The sequence below is a fragment of the Microlunatus phosphovorus NM-1 genome, from assembly GCF_000270245.1.
GTDB lineage: Bacteria > Actinomycetota > Actinomycetes > Propionibacteriales > Propionibacteriaceae > Microlunatus > Microlunatus phosphovorus.
Genome location: NC_015635.1, coordinates 4,893,635 through 4,914,414, shown reverse-complemented (window position 1 = coordinate 4,914,414; position 20,780 = coordinate 4,893,635). Strand labels below are relative to the sequence as shown.

Genomic DNA, 20,780 nt, shown 5'->3' with positions numbered 1-20,780 from the left:
CATGACGACAGCAGTGGTGACCGTCCGCGGTGAGGCGGAGCTGGTCAGCGCACCCGATCTGGCCACGATCTCCGCGACGGTGCACCGGACCGGTCCCGATGCCGATCGGGTACGCCGTGAGCTGGCTGAGGCGAGCGCTTTGATCCGGGCGATCGTGGCGGAGCGACGATCGAGCCTCGAACGGCACAGCACCTCCGGGCTGCATGTTGGTCCGGTCTTCAGCGGGCGGGGTGGCCAGCGGATCAGTGGCTACCGCGGCCGGCTCAGCACCGAGTTGGTGGTCGCCGATTTTGCCGCGCTGGCGGACCTGATCGCAGCCGTGTCCGCGCTCGACGGCGCCCAGGTCGACGGGCCGTGGTGGTCATTGCGGCCGGCCAACGCGATCTATCGCCAGGTCCGGATCGCGGCCATCGAGGAGGCCAAGCGGCGGGCCGCCGATTATGCGGCCGCCTTCGATGCCACCCTCGGCGAGCTGGTCGAGGTGTCCGATCTCGACGGCTCGATCGGGGCGCCGCGGATGATGAAGGCCTTCGCGATGGACTCCGCGCGTGGTGGCGGTGAGCCGGAGCTGGACCTGGAGCCGGCCGAGCAGCGAGTCGGCGCCCAGGTCACGGTCAGGTTCCAGCTGGCCGACGACTGACTCACGGCTGAACGGGCCGCGGTCAAGACCCTGTCCACGGTTCCTGGGACGATATCGGTCGAACGCCGTACGGCGGATAGATTCTCGACCATGTTCTCCAAGGTCCTCGTCGCCAACCGTGGTGAGATCGCCGTCCGGGCCTTCCGGGCTGCGTACGAGCTCGGCGCCGCCACCGTCGCTGTCTATCCGTACGAGGACCGCAATGCGGTGCACCGGATCAAGTCCGACGAGGCCTATCTGATCGGGGAGCGCGGCCACCCGGTGCGCGCCTATCTGGATGTCCGCGAGATCATCCGGGCCGCCCGGGAGTCCGGGGCGGATGCGATCTATCCCGGCTACGGCTTCCTCAGCGAGAACCCCGAGCTGGCCCGCGCCTGCCAGGAGGCCGGGATCGCCTTCATCGGGCCGCCGCCGGACGTGCTGGAACTGGCCGGCAACAAGGTCCGAGCGTTGGCTGCGGCGAAGGCTGCCGGCATTCCGACATTGCGCTCGACCCCGCCCTCTTCCGATATCCAGGCGCTGGTTGCCGGTGCCGAAGAGATCGGCTTCCCGGTGTTCGTCAAGGCCGTGGCCGGCGGTGGCGGTCGCGGCATGCGTCGGGTCGACAGCCCGGAGGCTCTGCCCGAGGCGCTGAGCGCCGCCATGCGGGAGGCGGAGGGAGCGTTCGGCGATCCGACGGTCTTCATCGAGCAGGCGGTCGGGCGGCCTCGGCACATCGAGGTGCAGATCCTCGCCGACGCAGGCGGCCACGTGATGCATTTGTTCGAGCGTGACTGCTCGATCCAGCGCCGCCACCAGAAGGTCGTCGAGATCGCGCCGGCGCCGAACATCTCCGAGGAGTTGCGCCAAGCACTGTGCGCTGACGCGGTGCAGTTCGCGGAGTCGATCAACTACTCCTGCGCCGGCACGGTGGAGTTCCTGGTCGAGACCGAGGGCCCGCGCGCCGGTCAGCACGTGTTCATCGAGATGAACCCGCGGATCCAGGTCGAGCACACGGTGACCGAGGAGATCACCGATGTCGACCTGGTGCAGTCGCAGATGCTGATCGCGTCCGGTTCCTCGTTGGCGGACCTGGGTCTGAGCCAGGACACGGTACGCATCAACGGCGCCGCGTTGCAGTGCCGGATCACCACCGAGGACCCCGCCAACGGGTTCCGGCCCGACACGGGCACCATCACCGCCTACCGGTCGGCAGCCGGTGCCGGCGTCCGGCTCGATGGCGGCACCGTCGACACCGGGGTGGAGATCAGCCCGCACTTCGACTCGATGCTGGTCAAGCTGACCTGCCGCGGTCGGAACTTCTCGGCCGCCGTGGCCCGCTCGCGGCGTGCGCTGGCGGAGTTCCGGATCCGCGGTGTCAGCACCAACATTCCTTTCCTGCAGGCGGTGCTGGCCGATCCGGATTTCCTCGCCGGTGACGTGTCGACGGCCTTCATCGAGCAGCGGCCGGAGTTGCTGACCACCCACATCCCGGCCGACCGCGGCACCCGGCTGCTGCGCTGGCTCGCCGAGACCACCGTGAATCGCCCGTACGGCGCGCCGCCGACCCGGCTCGATCCGCGGGAGAAGCTCCCCGCCGGCGTGGATCTTTCCCAGCCGTCGCCCGACGGCTCGCGGCAGCGGTTGCTGGCCCTCGGCCCGGAAGGCTTTGCCGCCGACCTGCGCTCCCGGGTCAATCTGGAGGTCACCGACACCACCTTCCGAGACGCGCATCAGTCGCTGCTGGCGACCCGGGTCCGGACCAAGGATCTGCTGCGGGTCGCCCCGTATGTCGGCCGCACCACGCCCGAGCTGTTCTCGGTCGAATGCTGGGGTGGGGCGACGTACGACGTCGCCTTGCGCTTCCTGCAAGAGGATCCGTGGGAGCGGCTGGCGACGCTGCGCTACAACATGCCCGGGCTGTGTCTGCAGATGCTGCTGCGCGGTCGCAACACCGTCGGCTACACCCCGTATCCGACGAAGGTCACCACCTCGTTCGTCGCCGAGGCGGCCGCCGTCGGCATCGACATCTTCCGCATCTTCGACGCACTCAACGACGTGAATCAGATGCGACCGGCGATCGACGCGGTGCGCGAGACCGGCACCACGGTGGCGGAGGTCGCGCTGTGCTACACCGCCGACCTCAACGATCCTGGCGAGAAGCTCTACACGCTGGACTACTACCTGCGGCTGGCCGAGGAGATCGTCGAGGCCGGGGCCCACATCCTGGCGATCAAGGACATGGCCGGGCTGCTTCGCCCGCCGGCCGCGCACAAGCTGGTGACGGCGCTGCGGCAGCGGTTCGATCTGCCGGTGCACCTGCACACCCATGACACCGCAGGAGGGCAACTCGCCACCTTGCTGGCGGCGGTCGACGCCGGTGTGGACGCCGTGGACGTCGCCTCGGCACCGATGTCGGCCACCACCTCCCAGCCGCCGGCCTCGGCGCTGGTCGCCGCGCTGGCCCACACCGAGCGAGCGACCCACTTGGATCTGCGGGCGGTGATGGACCTGGAGCCGTACTGGGAGGCGGTGCGCAAGGTCTATGCCCCGTTCGAGTCGGGTCTGCCGTCGCCGACGGGGCGGGTCTACGACCACGAGATCCCCGGTGGCCAGCTGTCCAATCTGCGGCAGCAGGCGATCGCGCTGGGACTGGGGGATCGGTTCGAGGACATCGAGGCCACGTACGCCGCCGCCTCGCGGATCCTGGGCCGGCCGACCAAGGTGACCCCGTCCTCCAAGGTGGTCGGCGACCTCGCGCTGTCGCTGGTGGCCATCGGCGCGGATCCGGACGATTTCGAGGCCAATCCCGGCAACTATGACATCCCGGACTCGGTGATCGGCTTCCTGAACGGCGAGCTCGGCGACCCGCCCGGCGGCTGGCCGGAGCCGTTCCGCACCAAGGCACTGGCCGGCCGCTCGATCCCGGTGCGGGATGTCGAGCTGGCCGAGGAGGACTCACGGGCTCTGGACGAGTCCGGCGTACCGCGGCAGCAGACCCTCAACCGGCTGCTCTTCCCCGGCCCGGCCAAGGAGTTCACCAAGGCGCGGACAACGTACGGCGAGGTCGGGCGACTGGACACGCTGGACTATCTGTACGGCCTGCGGACCGGCGACGAGCACACCGTGCCGCTGGGTCGGGGAGTCAGCCTGATCCTCGGCCTGGAGGCGATCGGCAGCGCCGACGAGCGCGGCATGCGGACCGTGATGTGCACCCTGAACGGCCAACTGCGGCCGATCCGAGTACGCGACACCTCGATCAAGGTCGACATCAAGGCCGCGGAGAAGGCCGATCCGACTCGACCGGGGCACGTGGCCGCGCCGTTCGCCGGCGTGGTCTCGGTGGCGGTCGCCGAAGGTGCTCAGGTCGAGGCCGGGCAGACCGTGGCGACCATCGAGGCGATGAAGATGGAGGCAGCCATCACCACCCCGATCGCCGGCACCGTCCAGCGGCTCGCCATCGGCTCCGTCCAGCAGGTCGAAGGCGGCGACCTGGTCGTCGTGGTGACGCCGGCCGCGTGATCCTCAGCGCGGCGCAGCCTGTCTGCCCGTGGAATCTGCTCGATCTTGTCGGTTCTGCTCGGTCTGCAGATCGAGCGAAGCCGACAATCCCGAGCAGATCCCGTGAACCTCAGTGGGCCCAGAAGCCGATCAGGTCGGGGACGGGGCGGCCGAGGGTCACCGCGACCTGTGACCAGGGGATGAAGCCGTCCAGCCAGCCGACCAGGTTCGACACCAACTCACGCTGTTCGTCGGTCTTGATCGCCGGGCTGGCGGCTCGATAGGCGGCAGCCATCGCCAGCGCCTTGTCGTGTCGATGCCAGCCGACGGTCAGTCCCTGCACTGGAATCAGCCGCACGTCGGTGTTCGAGGCCAGCAGGTGACCGATCCCGACGGCCGCCGACACCCCGCCGCGTGCGAGCGCGAAGTCCAGCTCCTCCAGCGACTGCGGATCGAGCGGCAGCCGGGTGGCACCCCAGGCCCGGTACGCGACGAGCGCCTCGAGCACCCGCCAGCTGGCGCCCATCCGGTCCGGGGCGATGTAGGCGCCGGCGAGCAGAGCCTCCGCATCGCGCGGCTCCGGGTCCGTGGCGCAGATGACCGGCGCGTCCGGCGGCTTGCGGAACAGCGGCCCGAGTCTGCCGAGCAGCCCGTGGGGTTTCGGCCGTGCCGGCGGGGCGAAGGCGCGGCGGGCGGCTTCGCGCAGCTCGTCGGTGAGCGGGCCGGCACCGATGAGCCCGCGCATCTCCTCGATGCCGATGGCATAGAGACGAAGCTCACCCATGCAGACACCGTAATCGGTCCGGATGCTCTTATCCTGGCCAGGTGAATCCCCGTGTGCGCCGGCTCATCGTCTCTGGCGTGCTGGTAGGGCTGTTGGTCGTCGTTCTGGTCGCCGCGGTTTGGCAACGAGTGACCGGCTGAGTTTCAGCCGCCCCAGACGGCCGTTGCGCCGGAGTGGCCGATCCGGGCGACCTGGACGATGCTGACCAGCGCCATGACGACGGTGACGACGCTGCCGACGATCACCATGATCCGGCCGCGCGAGTCCTGGCGGTCGATCAGCCGCTGCGCGAACATCACCGCGACCGTGCCCACGAACAGGATGATCACCCAGGGCAATAATTGGCCACCGAGAGTCATGTGATGCTCCATCGCCTCGGTAGGACGGGCGAAGGTCGCGTAGAACGCTTCGCCCGCCTTCTGCGCAACGAAGGTGCTGCCGGCCGCAGCCGCGGCGAACGCCACCGTCAGCCAGCCGTACCGCTTGCGTGCCGCTCCCCAGAGGCTGATCACGATGCCCCCTAGCGAGGCCAACGGCACCAGCACGACGACGGCATGCACGACGAGGGGGTGCAGCGGCAGGCCCATGATCTCCATAGTTGAAGCCTAAACCGACACCGGCCGACGTGACTGTGAACAAGCTATGAGTACTCGATGTCCCGTACGCTCCCTCCAGCATCACTGCCGCAGAGAGGGATCCGTGATGGAGCCGTCGCCCCGACGCCGCCTGACGATGAGCGTTGCCGTCATGGTCATGCTCGCGACCCTGGTCGGCTGGCTGGCCGTCCTCCCCGCGGCTGCCGAGACGATCGAGTTCACCATCGGCGACCCGCGGATCACGGAATCGTCCGGGTTGGCCACCGACGCTGCGGACAGCCGGTATTGGACGGTCAACGACTCCGGTGACCGCGGCATCGCGTACGCGCTCGATGACCACGGCAACACCGAGGGAACCCTCGAATTCCGGGCGCAGCCGGTCGACGTCGAGGCGGTCGCCTTCCACCGTGGCCGGCTCTATGTGGCCGACATCGGCGACAACCGCGCGCGCCGGGATTTCGTCACGGTCTACTTCTTCGACGAAGCTGCGCCAGGAGCGGGCCCGGTGTCGTACAAGGCGTACGACTTCTCCTATCCCGACGGTCCACAGGATGCCGAGACACTGTTGGTCGACGGGGACGGGCGGCTGTTCATCGTGACCAAGGGGACGAAGGCGGGCATCTATGCGGCACCAACCGACCCGTCGCGACAGGGGGTCAACACGCTGGAACGGGTCGGCGACGCGCCGCCGTTCGTGACTGATGGCACCGTGCTTCCGGACGGCCGATACGCGTTGCGCACCTATGTCTCGGTGGAGATCGTGGATCCGGCGTCGTACCAGGTGGTCTCCCGTGCGGCCACGCCGGCGCAGCGGCAGGGCGAGTCGATCACCACGACGTTCGACGGCGGCGCGCTGCTGCTCGGCAGCGAGGGCAAGCGGTCCAAGGTGCTGCGGGTCGACGTGCCCACCTCGCTGGTCGAGGTGCCGACGCCTTCCGCGACCCCGTCACCGACCCCCAGCGACAGTCCAACCGCATCGCCGACCACGTCGAGCCCCACTCCGACAGCCAAGGCGAGCCCGACCAACGGCGATCCTGCGGACGCCGAGGACGAGCCGACGGACAACGCCGCGGGCGGCGGATCCCCGCTGAGCGGGACTGGCACCATCGCGGCCCTGGGTCTCGCGGCCGTGGTCGCAGTCGTGGCCGGCGTGGTCGTGGTGGTCATCCGTAAGGACTGATGCCCAGAAGAGGCTGTGCGGTTCTGCCGTGAGTATCCGGCAGAACCGCACACCTTCTGGTGGTCCGAGCGGTTCAGACGGATCAGAGGCGCTCGATCACCCAGTCGATGCAGGCGCAGAGCGCGCTGACGTCGTCGGGATCGACGTTGGGGAACATCCCGACCCGAAGCTGATTGCGGCCAAGCTTGCGGTAGGGCTCGGTGTCGACCACGCCGTTCGCCCGCAGCACCCGTGCAATCGCGGCCGCGTCGACGCCGTCGAAGTCGATGGTGCCGACGACGGGGGAGCGCAGTGCCGGATCGGCGACGAACGGGGTCGCGGATGGCGATGCCTCGGCCCAGGCATACAGCCGGCTGCTCGAGTCATCGGTCCGCTGAGCCGCATACGCCAGCCCGCCCTGGGCATTGATCCAGGTCAGCTGCTCCCGCATCAAGAACAGGGTCGCGATCGCCGGGGTGTTCAGCGTCTGGTCGCTGCGGGAGTTCTGCACCGCCGTCCCCAGGCTCAACGTCGCCGGGATCCAACGGTCGGTGGCAGCGATCTCGGCGACGCGGTCGAGCGCGGCGGGTGACAGCAGCGCGAACCACAGTCCGCCCTCGGAGCCGAAGCTCTTCTGCGGCGCGAAGTAGTAGACGTCGGTCTCAGCCACGTCGATCCTGGTGCCGCCGGCGGCCGAGGTGCCGTCGATCACCATCAATGCCTCGTCGGCCGCTCCCGGCACTCGGCGTACCGGTGCGATCGCGCCGGTGGACGTCTCGTTGTGCGGCCAGGCATAGACGTCGGCACCCGATACTGCGGTCGGCACGGCGACTGACCCCGGGTCCGCCGTCACCACGGAAGGGGCAGCCAGATGAGGTGCCGCCTTCGCGGCAGCGGCGAACTTGGCCGAGAACTCCCCGAAGCTGGCGTGGGCGCTGCGGCGGCGGATCAGCGAGGACACCGCGATGTCCCAGAACTGGGTAGCCCCGCCGTTGCCGAACACCACCTCATAGCCTTCCGGCAGGGTGAACAGCTCCTCAAGACCGACCTTCACCTCGGCGACCAGGCGCTTGACCGGAGCCTGGCGGTGCGACGTGCCCAGCAGCGACGTTCCGGTCGCCGCGAGGGCGGTCAACGATTCGGGTCGCACCTTCGCCGGGCCGGAGCCGAAGCGTCCGTCGCGGGGCAGCAGGTCGGAGGGGATCACGAGTCCGGTCACCGTCGCATTCTCTCAGCCATCTGGCCGATGGCTCGTCCCCGACGACGGGGATCAGCCTTCACCTCGTCGTGGCGAGCAGGCTGGAAGACTGGCGACATGGGTGTCCCGGATCTGGCTGCCGAGCGCGTTGACTACCTCGGCGATCATCTGTTGGAGTCGGCGGTGCCGGACGCGCCGTTCGCGCTGTTCCGGGCCTGGCTGGCGGAGGCTTTCGCAGCTCGGGACCGGGGCGAGCTCGCCGAGCCGACGGCAATGGTGGTAGCGACCTGCGCGGCCGGCCGACCACGGTCGCGCACCGTGCTGCTCAAAGAGCTCAGCGCCGAGGGCTTCATCTTCTTCACCAACTACGACTCGGCGAAGGGCTCGGAGCTGGCGGCCGACCCGCTGGTCGCGCTGCACTTCGGCTGGTACGCGATGCACCGCCAGATCCGCATCGAAGGGGCGGCCGAGCGGGTGCCGCGGGCCGAGTCGGAGGCCTATTTCGCGACCCGGCCGCGTGGTTCGCAGCTGGGCGCGTGGGCTTCGGCGCAGTCCTCGCCGGTGGCGTCGATCGAGGAGTTGCAGGCCGAGTATGCGGCCGCCGAGGCGCGATTTGCCGGCAGCGACGTGCCCTGCCCTGAACACTGGGGTGGCTTCCTGGTCCGGCCCACCATGATCGAGTTCTGGCAGGGCCAACCCAGTCGGATGCATGATCGCCTGCGTTACCAGCTCCTGGCGGGGGACCAGCCGGGGCGCTCCTGGGACCTGACCCGGCTGGCCCCGTGAATCGGGCCGAGAACGAGGACAAGCTGTGAGTTCGTCCCCGACGTCGGGGATGAACTCACAGCTAGTGCCTGGCTTCTCCCAGAACGCGACAAACCCGCGAACTGTCGTGGTTGGGTCGAGATCGCTCTCAGCCTGACCACGGTCGGGGGACGAGTCCGACGTTCGCGGGTTCGGGTGTTGGCTGTGGATTAGCCGGCCGCTGCGGCCGACCTTCACAGGTCGCGCAGCGGCTAGCTGGCCGCCACCTCACAAGTCCAATAAGCCTTCATGTCTTTGGACCACCTCCTCTCCTGTGTGCCCACCACCGTAGGCACCCTCATCGGAGGGGTCAATGGGTTTTCCGGACAAGCTCAGCGAGGGTTCCCAGACGAGTTCAAGCGATTCCGGGCCAGCTCAGGCGAGGATGACCTCGACCCCCTGGCTCTCCAGGGTAGCCACCATGGCCGGATCGGCGGCGGCATCGGTGATGATCGCGGAGACCTCATGCACGTGGCAGATGCGGGAGAAGCCGACGTGTCCGAGCTTGGAGGCGTCACAGACCACCACGGTCCGCTTGGCCTGGGTGACCATCACTCGGTTGATCGCGGCCTCGTCCTCGTCATAGGTGGTGATGCCGGCCGCGGGATCGACCCCGATCGCGCCGAGGAAGCAGAGGTCCGGGGTGAGCTGGCTCAAGGTCTCGGTGGCGAGCGCGCCCACCAGCTCGTAGCTCTGCGGCCGGGCGACCCCGCCGCACACCACGATCTTGATGAACGGCCGCACGGTCAGCTCGGTGGCGATGTTGATCGCATTGGTGACCACGGTGACGCCGTTGTGCAGCGCCGGCGATCCGGAGATGGCCCGGGCAACCTCGACGGTGGTGGTGCCGCCGTTCAGGGAGAGCGTGCAGCCCGGCCACATCATCGCGACGGCCCGCTCGGCGATCCGGGCCTTGGCCTCGCCCCGGCTGATCGACTTGTAGCGCAGCGGGAGGTCATAGCTGGTGGTGTTCGGCACCGCACCGCCATGCGTCCGCGACAGCAACTGCTGGTCGGCCAGATAGTCGAGGTCACGACGGATCGTCGCGGCGGACACGCCGAAGTGGTCCGCCGAGTGCTCGACATCGATCCGGCCATGCTCAACGAGCATCTCGAGGAGAGACGACAAACGTTCAGCTCGGGTCACAAGCCGCATGATATGTTCATATCTGCGTGTTTGGGAAGCAAAACAAACAGCTGGACACATAAAACGACCAGACTCGTCAACGACCAGCGGCCGCGTGAATCGAGACCCGGGAGAACAGCACCATGACGTTCGTCGAAGCCGAGATCGCCTCGCAACCAGACTGCTGGCGGCAGGCCATCGCTGTCGCACGGGGGCTGGCCGGCTTGGAAGTCCTGGGTAAACGGGGGGAGCGTCTGGCGCTGGTCGGCTGCGGCACCTCCTGGTTCGTGGCGCAGGTGGCGGCCTCCTGGCGCGAGTCCGCCGGGCTGGGGGAGACGGATGCGTTCACCGCCTCCGAGGTGCCCAATCGGCCGTACGACCGGATCGTCGCGATCACCCGCTCCGGCACCACGACCGAGGTACTCGAGCTGCTGGACCGAGTCAAAGGCTCGATCCCGACCACGGTGATCCTCGGCGATCTCGACACACCGGCTCCGCGGGCCGCGGACGTCGTCGTCGACCTGTCCTTTGCCGACGAACGGTCCGTGGTCCAGACCCGGTTCGCGACCAGCGCCTTGCTGCTGTTCCGGACCGCCTGGCGTGGCGACGTCGAAGGGCTGCCAGAAGCCGCCGCGGCGGCCGTCGCCGCCGACCTCGACCCGGCCTGGCCGACTGCTGAGCAGAGCACCTTCCTCGGTCGCGGCTGGACCATCGGTCTGGCGCAGGAGGCCGCCTTGAAGTTCCGGGAGACCTCCTCGTCGTGGGCCGAGTCCTACCCGGCCATGGACTATCGGCATGGTCCGATCTCGATCGCCGCCCCGGGCCGTACGGTTTGGATGTTCGGCGAGCCGCCGGCCGGGCTGGCCGACGAGGTGACCGCCACGGGTGCCACCTGGATCGCCGATGACCGTGACCCGCTGGTGCAGTTGGTCACCGTGCAGCGGGTGGCGGTGGCCCGGGCGCTTGCCCTGGGGGTCAATCCGGACACCCCCCGCAACCTCGCTCGCTCGGTCGTCCTGCCAAGCTGAGTCATGACCGTGTTGAGTGGTCGCCCGGAGGTCGTCGTGGCCATCGATCTCGGTGGCACGTTGACCAAGATCGCGTACGTGACCGCGGCCGGTGACATCACCGATGTCCAGCGGGTAGAGACCAGGCTCGACGAGCGAGGCGCGGTGCCGCCGGCCTGGCTGGCCGGTCTGATCAAGGGCGCTGCGCGGGCACGGGCCGATCTGACGACGGTGGGGTACGGATTCGTCGCACCGGGCATCATCGACGCCAGGGTCGGGGTGGTTCGAGTGGCCCCGAACATAGGCTGGCGTGACGTACCCATCCGGGACCTGCTCGACGCGCAAACTGGGATGTCCGGGGCAATCGGTCACGACGTGCGGGCGGGTGGACTGGCCGAGTGGCGGCTGGGCGCCCATCCGCACGTGGACAACCTGCTGTTCTTGCCGCTGGGCACCGGGATCGCCGGCGCGGCCGTCGTCGATGGCCGGCTGCTGGAAGCGGGGGGTTTCGCCGGTGAGATCGGCCATCTCCATGTCTCGGTTGCCGATCAGCACTGCGCCTGCGGCGCGTACGGCTGTCTGGAGACCATCGCCTCGGCAGCTGGAGTGGCCCGCAGCTACCGGCACACCACCGGGTTCCGGCGTAGTGCCTTGGAGGTCGCCGAGCTTGCCCGGCACGGCGACCAGGCTGCGCTGCAGGCGTTCGCCGTGGCGATCGCCGGACTGGCCGAGGCACTGGCGGCGTACGCGGCGCTGTTGGCCCCGGAAGTGGTGATCATCGGCGGAGGGTTGTCCGGCGCCGCTGACCTGATCATGGACGAGCTCGCCGAAGCCTTGGACGGCCGGCTGTCGTTCCACCGCCGACCGCAGCTGACGGTCGCCAGCCTCGGTTCGGATGCCGGCGTACGCGGTGCCGGCCTGCTCGGCTGGGACCACGTTCGATCAGCTAAGAGCCTCCGATCGACTGAGAGCAGGACCGATGAGTGAGCACGCCACCCGGATCCGTTGCCGCCAGCTGGTCACAGCTGCCCACGGCGTGCTCGACGGAGCCGTGCTGGTGATCGCCGACGGGGAGGTCATCGGCATCGAGTCGGCCGACTCCCACCCGGCGACGTTCCGGGTGACCGAGGAGATCGACGGCTGGGTGGTGCCCGGGTTTGTCGACACCCACGGTCACGGGGGCGGGGGAGCGACGTACGCGACGACCGACCCCGACGAGGCCCGGCGAGCCCGGCAGTTCCATCGAGAGCACGGCACGACAACGGCGATCGCCAGCCTGGTGACCGCCGAGTTGGACATGCTGGCCGCACAGATCGCGGTGCTCCAGCCGCTGGTGGAGGCCGGTGAGTTCGCGGGCATTCACCTGGAGGGGCCGTTCCTGTCGGCGCGACGCAAGGGCGCGCACGATCCGGACCTGCTGCGAGATCCGGAGCCGGCGGTGGTCATGGGGCTGGTCGAGCGGTCCCAGGGTGCGGTCACCATGGTCACCCTCGCTCCAGAGCTGCCCGGCGGGCTGGCCTCGGTGCGAGACCTGGCCGATGCGGGGATCGTGGTCGCGATCGGGCACACCGACGCCGACGACGCGACCGCTGCCGCCGCCCTGGACGCCGGGGCGACCGTGGTCACGCACCTGTTCAACGCGATGCCGTCGATCCACCATCGCGAGCCCGGGCCGATCCCTCGACTCCTCGCCGATGACCGGTGCGAGATCGAGCTGATCGCCGACGGCTTCCATCTGCATCCGCAGGTGATCGAGCTGGCGGTCGCGGCGGCCGGCGTGGACCGGGTAGCGCTGGTCACCGATGCGATGGCGGCCGCCGGCATGCCGGACGGCGACTTCGCGCTGGGCGAGCTGCGGGTCGCGGTCCGGGGCGGCCAGGCCCGGCTGGTGACCCCGGGCGGTACGCCCGGCTCGATCGCCGGCTCCACCTTGACGATGGCCGCGGCGTTCGAGCGGATGGTGGGCTGGGGCTACTCGATCGAGCAGGTCGCGGCCATGGCGGCGACCACGCCGGCCCGCTGGCACGGGCTCGACGCGGTCGGTGAACTGGCCCCCGGTTGCCGCGCCGATCTGTGCGTCGTGGACGATCATGGGCAACTGCTGCGCGTGATGCAGGGCGGTTCCTGGGTCGTGCCGCGAGCAGATGAGGAGGTTTCGAGCCATGCTGGCAGGACTACGTGAGGTCCTTGATCCGGCGATCGACGAGGGCCGCGGAGTGGGTGCGTTCAACGTCATCTGCCTGGAACATGCCGAGGCGCTGATCTGGGGAGCCGAGACGGCGAGACTGCCGGTGATCTTGCAGGTCTCGGAGAACGCGGTGCTCTATCACCGCAGTCTGGAGCCGATTCTGACCGCGACGGTCGCGCTGGCCCGCAACGCGGATATCCCCGCGGTGGTGCATCTGGATCATGTCACTGATGTCGATCTGGTGCGGGCCGGCGTGACGTTGGGCGCCACTTCGGTGATGTTCGACGGCTCGCGCCGACCGTACGACGAGAACGTGGCGATCACCGCCGATGTGGTCCGGCATTGTCACAAACACGGCATCCAGGTGGAGGCCGAGCTCGGCGAGGTCGGCGGCAAGGACGGCGTACACGCGGTCACGGCTCGGACGAAGCCGGACGAGGCGGTGACCTTCGTGAACGACACCGGGGTCGACGCCCTGGCCGTTGCGGTCGGCAGCTCGCATGCTCAGGTCGAGCGCACCACGACGCTGGACCTGGAGCTGGCCGCTCAGCTGGCGGCTGTGGTCGACGTGCCCCTGGTCCTGCACGGCTCCTCCGGCGTGCCCGATGCCGAGCTCGTCCGGGCCGTCCAGGCGGGTCTGACCAAGATCAATATCGGTACGCATCTGAACGTCACGCTGACCCGTTCGGTCCGCGACACGCTCGCCGGCCAGCCGCGGCTGGTGGATCCGCGCAAGTATCTCGGGCCGGCCCGGGACAAGGTCGCCGATGAGGCGGCCAGGCTGTTGACCTTGCTGGCAGGGTCGGCCTGAACCGGGAGTTTCGCACAGCGGTATCGGCACTGGGTGCCATGTTCTACCCTTGCACGGGAGCCGACGGCGGTACGAAGGGAAGACGACAGCGTGAGCGATCTGATCGACACGACCGAGATGTATCTGCGGACGATCTTCGAGCTGGAGGAGGAAGGCATCGTCCCGCTGCGCGCCCGGATCGCCGAGCGGCTGCATCAGAGTGGTCCGACGGTGTCGCAGACCGTGGCCCGGATGGAGCGGGACAACCTGGTCCGGGTGCAGGGTGATCGGCATCTCGAGTTGACCCAGGAGGGACGAGCCCGGGCGACTCGGGTGATGCGCAAGCACCGGCTGGCTGAGCGGTTGCTGATCGACGTCATCGGCCTGGACTGGGAGCTCGTCCACGATGAGGCCTGTCGTTGGGAGCATGTCATCTCCGAGGACGTCGAGCGCCGTCTCGTCGATCTGCTGAACGCGCCGTCGGAGTCGCCGTACGGCAACCCGATCCCGGGACTCGACGAGCTGGGCGTGGACCGGCAGGTCGAGGACTTCCGGGCCGGCAACGAGCAACTCGACGCACTCGTCCACCAGAGCGGTGACGGCGCGGTCAGCGTGGTCATCCATCGGATGAGCGAGGAGATCCAAAAGGACGTCGAGCTGATGGGAACCCTGCGTCAGGCGGGCATCCAGCCGGGCGTCGAGGTCGAGGCCGAGGCGGGTGGGCTCGGTGTCCGACTGACCCCAGCGGGCGCGCCGGGCTGTGAGCTCGATCGTGAGGCAGCGTCCCATCTGTTCGTCAGCCGGGTCTAGACACACCACTAGGAGGGCGGTGCTGGGCTCGCGATGAGTGACGACGAGGTGAGCTGGCGCCAGTATCTGGCGGACTTCCATCGCGACCGGCCCGGCGTGGTGGAGGCGGTGCTGTCCCGCGCGATCGATGAGGACCACACCCCGTACCGCTGGCTGGCGCGGGCCGTCGGCGGTCATGCCCGGACTGTCCTCGATCTCGCCTGTGGGTCGGGGCCGATGTCGCGCGAGCTGGCCAGCGATGGCCGCACGGTCATCGGGCTCGACATCTCAGACGCCGAGCTGCAGCTGGCGGTCGAACGCGGTCCCGGGCCGTGGGTGCGCGGCGATGCTTTGCGGCTGCCGTTCCGGGACGGGTCGGTCGACGCGATCACCAGCTCGATCGGGCTGGTGGTGATCACTCCGTTGGATGCTTTGATGGGCGAGATCACCCGGGTGCTGCGGCCGGGCGGGGTGCTGGCGGCGATCGCACCGGCGGCGCGTCCGGTGTCACCGCGAGATCTACGGCTGCTGGCGCGAGTCAGCACGAGGCTGCGTACCAAGCCACAGTTTCCCGGTCCGGTGGAACTGGCCGGATTCAAGAGGACCCTGCACGCGTACGGGATGCGCCGGGTGGAGGATCAGCGAGAGCGATACCACTTCACCGTCACCTCGCGGGCCGATGCCGAGCTGGTGATGTCGGCGCTCTATCTGCCGCAGACCCGCTGGTCGCGGGTGGAGGCAGCGATCGAGCTGCTGGAGGACAAAGTGGAGCGCAAGGGGTCGGTGGACGTCACCATCCCGATGCGCCGGCTGGTCGCGATCAAGTAGGGAATAGTCCGACTGCTGTGCGGCGTTGGTCCAGTCGTGCCCGGTGATCCCGGGAGCTGACTTACCATTCCGAGGAGCAATCGAGAGCCATGGCCACCATCGACATCAACGCCGACAGCTTCGAGAAGACGATCAGCGGGAACGACATCGTGCTGGTCGACTTCTGGGCCGACTGGTGTGGTCCGTGCAAGCGGTTCGCCCCGATCTATGAGAAGACCTCCGAGGAGTACGGCGACATCACCTTCGCCAAGCTGGACACCGACGCCAACCAGGCCCTGTCCGGGCAGCTCGGTATCGAGGGCATTCCGACGCTGATGGCCTTCCGCGAGGGTGTGTTGGTCTTCAACCAGGCCGGCGCGCTGCCCGGACCGGCTCTCAAGCAGGTCATCGACGCCGTCAAGGGTCTGGACATGGTCGAGGTGCACAAGAAGGTCGCCGAGCTCCAGGCGCAGCACGGCGACAGCTGATCGTCGTTCTCCCGGGTCGGTAGGCCCTGCCGTTCGGGACCTATACCCCTGCCGGGTATGGGTGTCCTCACTGCTACCGTGACGGCATGAACAAGAAGTTCCGGCGGGCCCTGGTGGCCGTTGTCAGTGGTGTGACCCTGGTGCTGGCATTGGCTGCCTGCAGCGGCGGCCAGTCGGGCAACACGGGGGACGGTGGCGGAGGACCCGCAGCGCCGAGCTCCGGTGTTCCGAGTGCCGGTGCGAGCAACCCTGGTTCGGTCGCCAAGAACCCTGCGGACATCATGTTCGTGGTGATGATGATCCCGCACCACGAGCAGGCGGTGGAGATGAGCGATCTGCTGCTGGCCAAGTCGGGAGTCGACGCCGACGTACGCAAGCTGGCCGAGCAGATCAAGGCCGCACAACAGCCCGAGATCGATCAGATGAAGGGCTGGCTGGCCGACTGGGGTATTGACGACTCGCACATGGGCTCGATGGACCATGCCGGTCACATGGACGGGATGCTGTCGAAGAAGCAGCTGGCGGAGTTGCAGAAGGCCGACGGGCCGACCGGGCAGAAGCTGTACCTGGAGGGCATGGTCGAGCACCACCAGGGCGCCATCGACATGGCGAACAACGTGCTGGGTGTCGGGCAGGATCCCGACGTCAAGAGGCTGGCGGAGACAATCGTGGTCAGTCAGCAGGCGGAGATCGTCGAGATGAACAAGATGCTCGGCCGCTGACGCCGGCCGTCAGGCTGTCGAGCGCGGCACCGAAAGACCGGTAACCTTGGCCCGTCCCGACGGCGCTCAGGTCCCTCGTACCTGGTGGGCTGGTCGGGCCGGCCCCCATAGCTCAGGGGATAGAGCAAGGGTTTCCTAAACCCTGTGTCGCAGGTTCGAATCCTGCTGGGGGCGCGACTGCTGGGGGCGCAAGACGCACCGCCCCGACCACGGGGCCCGCCAAGCATCCAGAAGTCGCCACTGGATGCGCGAGCTCGGCCGCACTCCACAATCGAGTGGCGGATGTGCAATCCGTGCATGGCATCTACCAGTTCCGCAATCGCGTCGCCCAACCCCCCGCGATGCAGTATGGCGGGCGCAGGTGTCCACGCTTCGGGCCTGATGGGGCCGTTGCCCGAGGGCTGGCACCCTAGCGGCGTGGAGATGAATCGGAGCGCCGAAGCGGAGGAGAAGAGCCTCGACCTCGTCCAGCGGGTGGTCATCTCCTCGATCATGTGTGTCGTGTTCGGAGCACCGACCGTGGCGCTGGCGGCGTACGCGCCGCATCGCGCGCAGACCAGCATGGGTGACGCGATCGGTCTCTGGGCGATGGGACTGATCTTGGGCCTTGCCGCCGCCGTGGGCGTCCTCCTCTTCAACCGGCGCAAACCCTGGCATCCCGCGTTTCTGCTCGGGCTGATCCCGGCGGCGATCTCTGCATACTGGATGTGGATCCGGTGACCGGCATTGCGGACAATCGGTGAAGCGATGACAAAGATGGGGGTCAAGGGCCGCTGGGGCCCCGAAACGCCGCGTCTTCTTGATTGAGCCGCGGATCTGTCACGGAGTTGCCTGGCAAGCCAACCGAATCCGAGTTTGGTTCTGCCCGGCACCTACACTGCTCAGGTGTCACTGCCGGGAACCACCAGTCGGATCGCACTCTCGCTGTGCTGGCTGCCGGTCGGCATCGCGATGGTCGGCGTCAGTGTCTGGCTGCTCTGGAGCCGCTGGTCGGTGCTGCTCAACGGTCAGCCGGCGATGCTGGCGACCTGCATCGTGCTCGGTTTCACCGGGATCATCGCGCTCTTCTGGGCGTTCGGCTCGCTCACCGTCGGAGCCCGCTACGACGCCTACGTCGACGACGACTCCGACGTGCCACGCCGGCGTACCTCCGAGCAGCTGCGCCGACGGGCCCGGGTCAGGATCGCGCTCGGTGTGCCGGCACTGGTCATCTGTGTGATCGCTACAGTCGGCATGGCGTGGGCGCGTCCGGCCGCGGCCACGCCGGTCGCGATCGCTGCGATGCGCTCCGGAGACGGCGTCCAGGTGTCGGATCGCCTGGCCTGGTACGAGATGAAGAAGGTCACCAAGAACGCCAAGGGGCAGACCGTTCAGCCGCAGGCCGGCCTGATCTTCGTGCCCGCTCCGCGGGTGGATCCACGGGCGTACGCGAACGTCCTCCGTCCGATCGCCGAGGCCGGCTATCTGGTCGCGATCGTGAAGCCGGCCTACGGCGTGGCGCTGCCCAATGACGGGACGGCGAAGACGGTGATCGACAACCACTCCGAGATTCGCTATTGGGCGATGGGCGGCCACGACTCGGGTGGCGCGGTTGCCGCCGCCTTTGCCGACAGCAATCCGGTGATCGGGTTGCTGCTCTATGCGTCCGCGCCCGGCAACGAACTGGTCCGCAACGACCTGATCACCACGTCGATCTCCGGTTCGGCGGATGGACTGGTCAGCCCCGGTGATATCGCCGAGGGGAAGCCGAATCTGCCCGAGGCGACTCGCTATGTCGTCATCGAGGGTGGCTATCACGCCTACTTCGGCGACTACGGCCAGCAGTCCGGCGACGGTGCTCCCACGATCTCCCGGCAGGAAGCACAGGATCAGATCCGGCAGGCCACACTGGAGTTCATGAACTCGCTGGCGCCCAAGCCGAAGTCCAAGTGAGCCGGGGCCACAGCGTTCCCCAGGAGTTCCCTAGGATCGAGCCCATGAGTGACCAAGGGCTCGCGCTCGCGCAACAGAAGATGATCGCTGCCGGGGTGGCCTCACAGGCCATCGACGTGTTCAGCCACTACTACCGGCAGCTGGAGCAGGGCGTCACCGGCGTCATCGCCGAGGACTCGATCGAGCCGCTGACCGATCCGGATCTGCTCGACTCGGTGGCGATCAGCGATGAGGATGCCGCAGCTGCCCTGGCCAAGACGGTCATCATCAAGCTCAACGGCGGGTTGGGCACCTCGATGGGCATGGACAAGGCGAAGTCGCTGCTGCCGGTTCGCGGCGGCAAGTCCTTCCTCGACATCATCGTCGAGCAGGTGGTGAGCGCGCGTCAGACGTACGGCGCGAAGCTCCCGCTGATCTTCATGAACAGCTTCCGGACCCAGGACGACACGCTGGCGGCCCTAAGCCGCTATCCCGATCTCGAGGTCGACGGTCTCGGGCTGGACTTCCTGCAGAACTCCGAGCCGAAGCTGCGGGCCGACGACCTGACCCCGGTCGAGTGGCCGGCCGACCCGACGTTGGAGTGGTGCCCACCTGGCCACGGCGATCTCTACACCGCGCTGCTCGCCTCCGGGGTGCTGGAGCGGCTGGTCGCGGCCGGCTATCGCTATGCCTCGGTCTCGAACTCCGACAACCTCGGCGCCGCGCCGAACGCACGGATCGCCGGGTGGTTCGCGGCCAGCGGAGCACCGTACGCGGCCGAGATCTGCCGGCGCACCGCTGCCGACCGCAAGGGTGGGCACCTGGCGATCCGCAAGGCCGACCAACAACTCATCCTGCGTGACACCGCGCAGACGTCGGCGGAGGAGATGCACTACTTCACCGACGAGTTCCGGCACCCGTACTTCCACACCAACAACCTGTGGTTCGACCTGGAGCTGCTCGCCAAGACGCTCGCCGAGCGCAACGGCGTCCTCGGGCTGCCGCTGATCAAGAACGCCAAGACCGTCGATCCGGCCGACTCGTCCTCGACCCCGGTGATCCAGATCGAGTCGGCGATGGGTGCGGCGATCGAGGTCTTCGAGGGTGCGACCGCGATCGGTGTCGGGCGGGAGCGGTTCCTGCCGGTCAAGACCACCAACGATCTGCTGCTGCTGCAGTCGGACGTGTACGAGGTGGGTGCCGACGGCCTGCTCAGCAGGGTCGCCGACCCGGCCCCCTTGGTGGACCTGGACAGCAAGTACTACAAGACGATCGGCAAGTTCGCTGAGCGTTTCCCGGCAGGGGCACCCTCGCTCAAGCAGGCCACCAGCCTGACGGTGCGGGGTGACTGGGTCTTCGAGGACGCCGTGGTGGTCACCGGCGCGGTGACGCTGGCCGACCCCGGAGAGCGGGCCACGGTCGGATCCGGCACAGTCCTCTCCTGATCGGCATCTCCTGGTGAGCACCGAGCTACCGCGCTGGCACGCGGCGCTGGCGTACGCGCTGCTGGGGCCGCCGATCCGAGAGCTGGCTGAGCCGGGGGTGCCGCAGATCGCCCGGTTGCTCGATGACCTCGGCGGGGTGCCGGCGGTCCGTCCTCAGGTCCTCGCTGCGCGGGGCGCGGGACGGTGGCCGTACGAGGTGCCGCCGGACCTGCGTACCGGGCTCGGAGCGGCCCAGTACGCGGCGGCCTGGCGGGCCCTGGTCGGCGCACTGGGTCCGCTGACGACGAACGCCCGGCCAGTGGTGACTGACCGGGCGTTGACGGCGGACGAGCGACGGCTGATGGCCGACCGCCCGCCCCATCACGGCGGCTGAACTCAAGCCGCCGTTCAACACTGCCCTCCTAGGACTGCTTGTCGGCCTGAGCCTTCAGCAGGTCGCGGATCTCGGCGAGCAGATCCTCGCTCGTCGCGACGGGAGGTGCGGGCGCCTCGTCCTTCTTCTTGGTGAGGTCCGAGAGCCGGTTGAACGGTGTGATCACGAAGAAGTAGATGACGATGCCGGTCAGCAGGAAGGTGAACAGGGCCGACAGGAAGGCGCCCAGGTTGACGCCGCCCACGGCGACCTGGGAGAAGTTCGGCGTACCGAAGAATTTGCCGATGATGTCGAGGAGCAGATCGGTGAACGCGGTGACCACGGCCCCGAAGGTGGTGCCCATGATCACGGCGACGGCCAGTTCGATCAGATTCCCGCGGAGGAGGAAGTCCTTCAGACCCTCGAGAGTTTTGTTGGCCATAGGAATGAGGTGCCTAACTTTGATCTTTGTCGCAGTCCGGATGAGTGCGGCAG

21 protein-coding genes and 1 tRNA gene are annotated in these 20,780 nt (G+C 68.3%); 17 read left to right on the top strand and 5 right to left on the bottom strand.

What is annotated here, in order from left to right; translation table 11 throughout:
- The first annotated feature begins 1 nt into the window (after window position 1).
- On the top strand, window positions 2-640 hold the full coding sequence (locus MLP_RS22320) for an SIMPL domain-containing protein (RefSeq protein WP_041790474.1): 639 nt from the start codon (window positions 2-4) through the stop codon (window positions 638-640).
- 90 nt (window positions 641-730) lie between these two features.
- Complete coding sequence (locus MLP_RS22315; RefSeq protein WP_013865463.1) at window positions 731-4,141, top strand: pyruvate carboxylase; 3,411 nt, start codon at window positions 731-733, stop codon at window positions 4,139-4,141.
- A 109-nt stretch (window positions 4,142-4,250) separates the two neighbouring features.
- On the opposite strand, the gene MLP_RS22310 is transcribed toward MLP_RS22315, so the two are convergent.
- Window positions 4,251-4,904 carry a DUF7691 family protein gene (locus MLP_RS22310; protein ID WP_013865462.1) on the bottom strand — a complete coding sequence of 218 codons (654 nt, stop codon included), beginning with the start codon at window positions 4,902-4,904 and terminating at the stop codon, window positions 4,251-4,253.
- Window positions 4,905-5,047: 143 nt separating this feature from the next.
- Window positions 5,048-5,500: a DUF2231 domain-containing protein gene (locus MLP_RS22305; RefSeq protein ID WP_013865461.1), complete on the bottom strand. Its 453-nt coding sequence runs from the start codon at window positions 5,498-5,500 to the stop codon at window positions 5,048-5,050.
- Window positions 5,501-5,606: 106 nt separating this feature from the next.
- Here MLP_RS22305 and MLP_RS22300 point away from each other — a divergent pair, with 106 nt between their 5' ends.
- Window positions 5,607-6,680 (top strand): hypothetical protein, encoded by a 1,074-nt coding sequence (locus tag MLP_RS22300; protein ID WP_172641614.1) that lies wholly within the window; start codon window positions 5,607-5,609, stop codon window positions 6,678-6,680.
- 82 nt (window positions 6,681-6,762) lie between these two features.
- Here MLP_RS22300 and serC read toward each other — a convergent pair whose 3' ends face one another.
- The gene (gene serC / locus MLP_RS22295; RefSeq protein WP_013865459.1) at window positions 6,763-7,878 is read right to left on the bottom strand and encodes a phosphoserine transaminase; all 1,116 of its coding nucleotides are present in this window, start codon (window positions 7,876-7,878) and stop codon (window positions 6,763-6,765) included.
- 96 nt (window positions 7,879-7,974) lie between these two features.
- Here serC and pdxH point away from each other — a divergent pair, with 96 nt between their 5' ends.
- Entirely contained in the window at window positions 7,975-8,643 is a 669-nt protein-coding gene (gene pdxH / locus MLP_RS22290) for a pyridoxamine 5'-phosphate oxidase (protein ID WP_013865458.1), read from the top strand.
- Window positions 8,644-9,036: 393 nt separating this feature from the next.
- Here pdxH and MLP_RS22285 read toward each other — a convergent pair whose 3' ends face one another.
- The gene (locus tag MLP_RS22285; RefSeq protein WP_013865457.1) at window positions 9,037-9,816 is read right to left on the bottom strand and encodes a DeoR/GlpR family DNA-binding transcription regulator; all 780 of its coding nucleotides are present in this window, start codon (window positions 9,814-9,816) and stop codon (window positions 9,037-9,039) included.
- Between the two features lie 113 nt (window positions 9,817-9,929).
- On the opposite strand from MLP_RS22285, the gene MLP_RS22280 reads away from it, so the two are divergent.
- From MLP_RS22280 to MLP_RS22220, 13 genes are all read left to right on the top strand, one after another.
- On the top strand, window positions 9,930-10,814 hold the full coding sequence (locus MLP_RS22280; protein ID WP_013865456.1) for an SIS domain-containing protein: 885 nt from the start codon (window positions 9,930-9,932) through the stop codon (window positions 10,812-10,814).
- A gap of 3 nt (window positions 10,815-10,817) precedes the next feature.
- Window positions 10,818-11,780 carry an ROK family protein gene (locus tag MLP_RS22275; protein ID WP_013865455.1) on the top strand — a complete coding sequence of 321 codons (963 nt, stop codon included), beginning with the start codon at window positions 10,818-10,820 and terminating at the stop codon, window positions 11,778-11,780.
- Window positions 11,773-12,975, top strand: coding sequence for an N-acetylglucosamine-6-phosphate deacetylase (gene nagA, locus MLP_RS22270; RefSeq protein WP_013865454.1), 1,203 nt, complete (start codon window positions 11,773-11,775; stop codon window positions 12,973-12,975). The genes MLP_RS22275 and nagA overlap by 8 nt, the downstream gene beginning before the upstream one ends.
- The gene (locus MLP_RS22265; RefSeq protein WP_041790472.1) at window positions 12,956-13,792 is read left to right on the top strand and encodes a class II fructose-bisphosphate aldolase; all 837 of its coding nucleotides are present in this window, start codon (window positions 12,956-12,958) and stop codon (window positions 13,790-13,792) included. Before nagA ends, MLP_RS22265 begins: the two co-directional genes overlap by 20 nt.
- A gap of 90 nt (window positions 13,793-13,882) precedes the next feature.
- A complete protein-coding gene (locus MLP_RS22260) occupies window positions 13,883-14,581 on the top strand; it encodes a metal-dependent transcriptional regulator (RefSeq protein ID WP_013865452.1) in 699 nt (232 codons plus the stop codon).
- Window positions 14,582-14,614: 33 nt separating this feature from the next.
- The gene (locus MLP_RS22255) at window positions 14,615-15,388 is read left to right on the top strand and encodes a class I SAM-dependent methyltransferase (RefSeq protein WP_013865451.1); all 774 of its coding nucleotides are present in this window, start codon (window positions 14,615-14,617) and stop codon (window positions 15,386-15,388) included.
- A 56-nt stretch (window positions 15,389-15,444) separates the two neighbouring features.
- Window positions 15,445-15,855, top strand: a complete 411-nt coding sequence (gene trxA, locus MLP_RS22250; protein WP_331442790.1) for a thioredoxin — start codon at window positions 15,445-15,447, stop codon at window positions 15,853-15,855.
- 86 nt (window positions 15,856-15,941) lie between these two features.
- Window positions 15,942-16,577: a DUF305 domain-containing protein gene (locus tag MLP_RS22245; RefSeq protein ID WP_013865449.1), complete on the top strand. Its 636-nt coding sequence runs from the start codon at window positions 15,942-15,944 to the stop codon at window positions 16,575-16,577.
- 101 nt (window positions 16,578-16,678) lie between these two features.
- A tRNA-Arg gene (locus MLP_RS22240) sits at window positions 16,679-16,751 on the top strand.
- A 243-nt stretch (window positions 16,752-16,994) separates the two neighbouring features.
- Window positions 16,995-17,297, top strand: coding sequence for a hypothetical protein (locus MLP_RS22235; protein ID WP_013865448.1), 303 nt, complete (start codon window positions 16,995-16,997; stop codon window positions 17,295-17,297).
- A 165-nt stretch (window positions 17,298-17,462) separates the two neighbouring features.
- Window positions 17,463-18,509: an alpha/beta hydrolase gene (locus MLP_RS26780; RefSeq protein WP_013865447.1), complete on the top strand. Its 1,047-nt coding sequence runs from the start codon at window positions 17,463-17,465 to the stop codon at window positions 18,507-18,509.
- A gap of 44 nt (window positions 18,510-18,553) precedes the next feature.
- Window positions 18,554-19,933, top strand: a complete 1,380-nt coding sequence (locus MLP_RS22225; protein WP_041790469.1) for a UTP--glucose-1-phosphate uridylyltransferase — start codon at window positions 18,554-18,556, stop codon at window positions 19,931-19,933.
- A 13-nt stretch (window positions 19,934-19,946) separates the two neighbouring features.
- Window positions 19,947-20,306: a hypothetical protein gene (locus MLP_RS22220; RefSeq protein WP_013865445.1), complete on the top strand. Its 360-nt coding sequence runs from the start codon at window positions 19,947-19,949 to the stop codon at window positions 20,304-20,306.
- A gap of 28 nt (window positions 20,307-20,334) precedes the next feature.
- On the opposite strand, the gene mscL is transcribed toward MLP_RS22220, so the two are convergent.
- The gene (gene mscL, locus MLP_RS22215; RefSeq protein WP_013865444.1) at window positions 20,335-20,727 is read right to left on the bottom strand and encodes a large conductance mechanosensitive channel protein MscL; all 393 of its coding nucleotides are present in this window, start codon (window positions 20,725-20,727) and stop codon (window positions 20,335-20,337) included.
- Window positions 20,728-20,780: the final 53 nt, after the last annotated feature.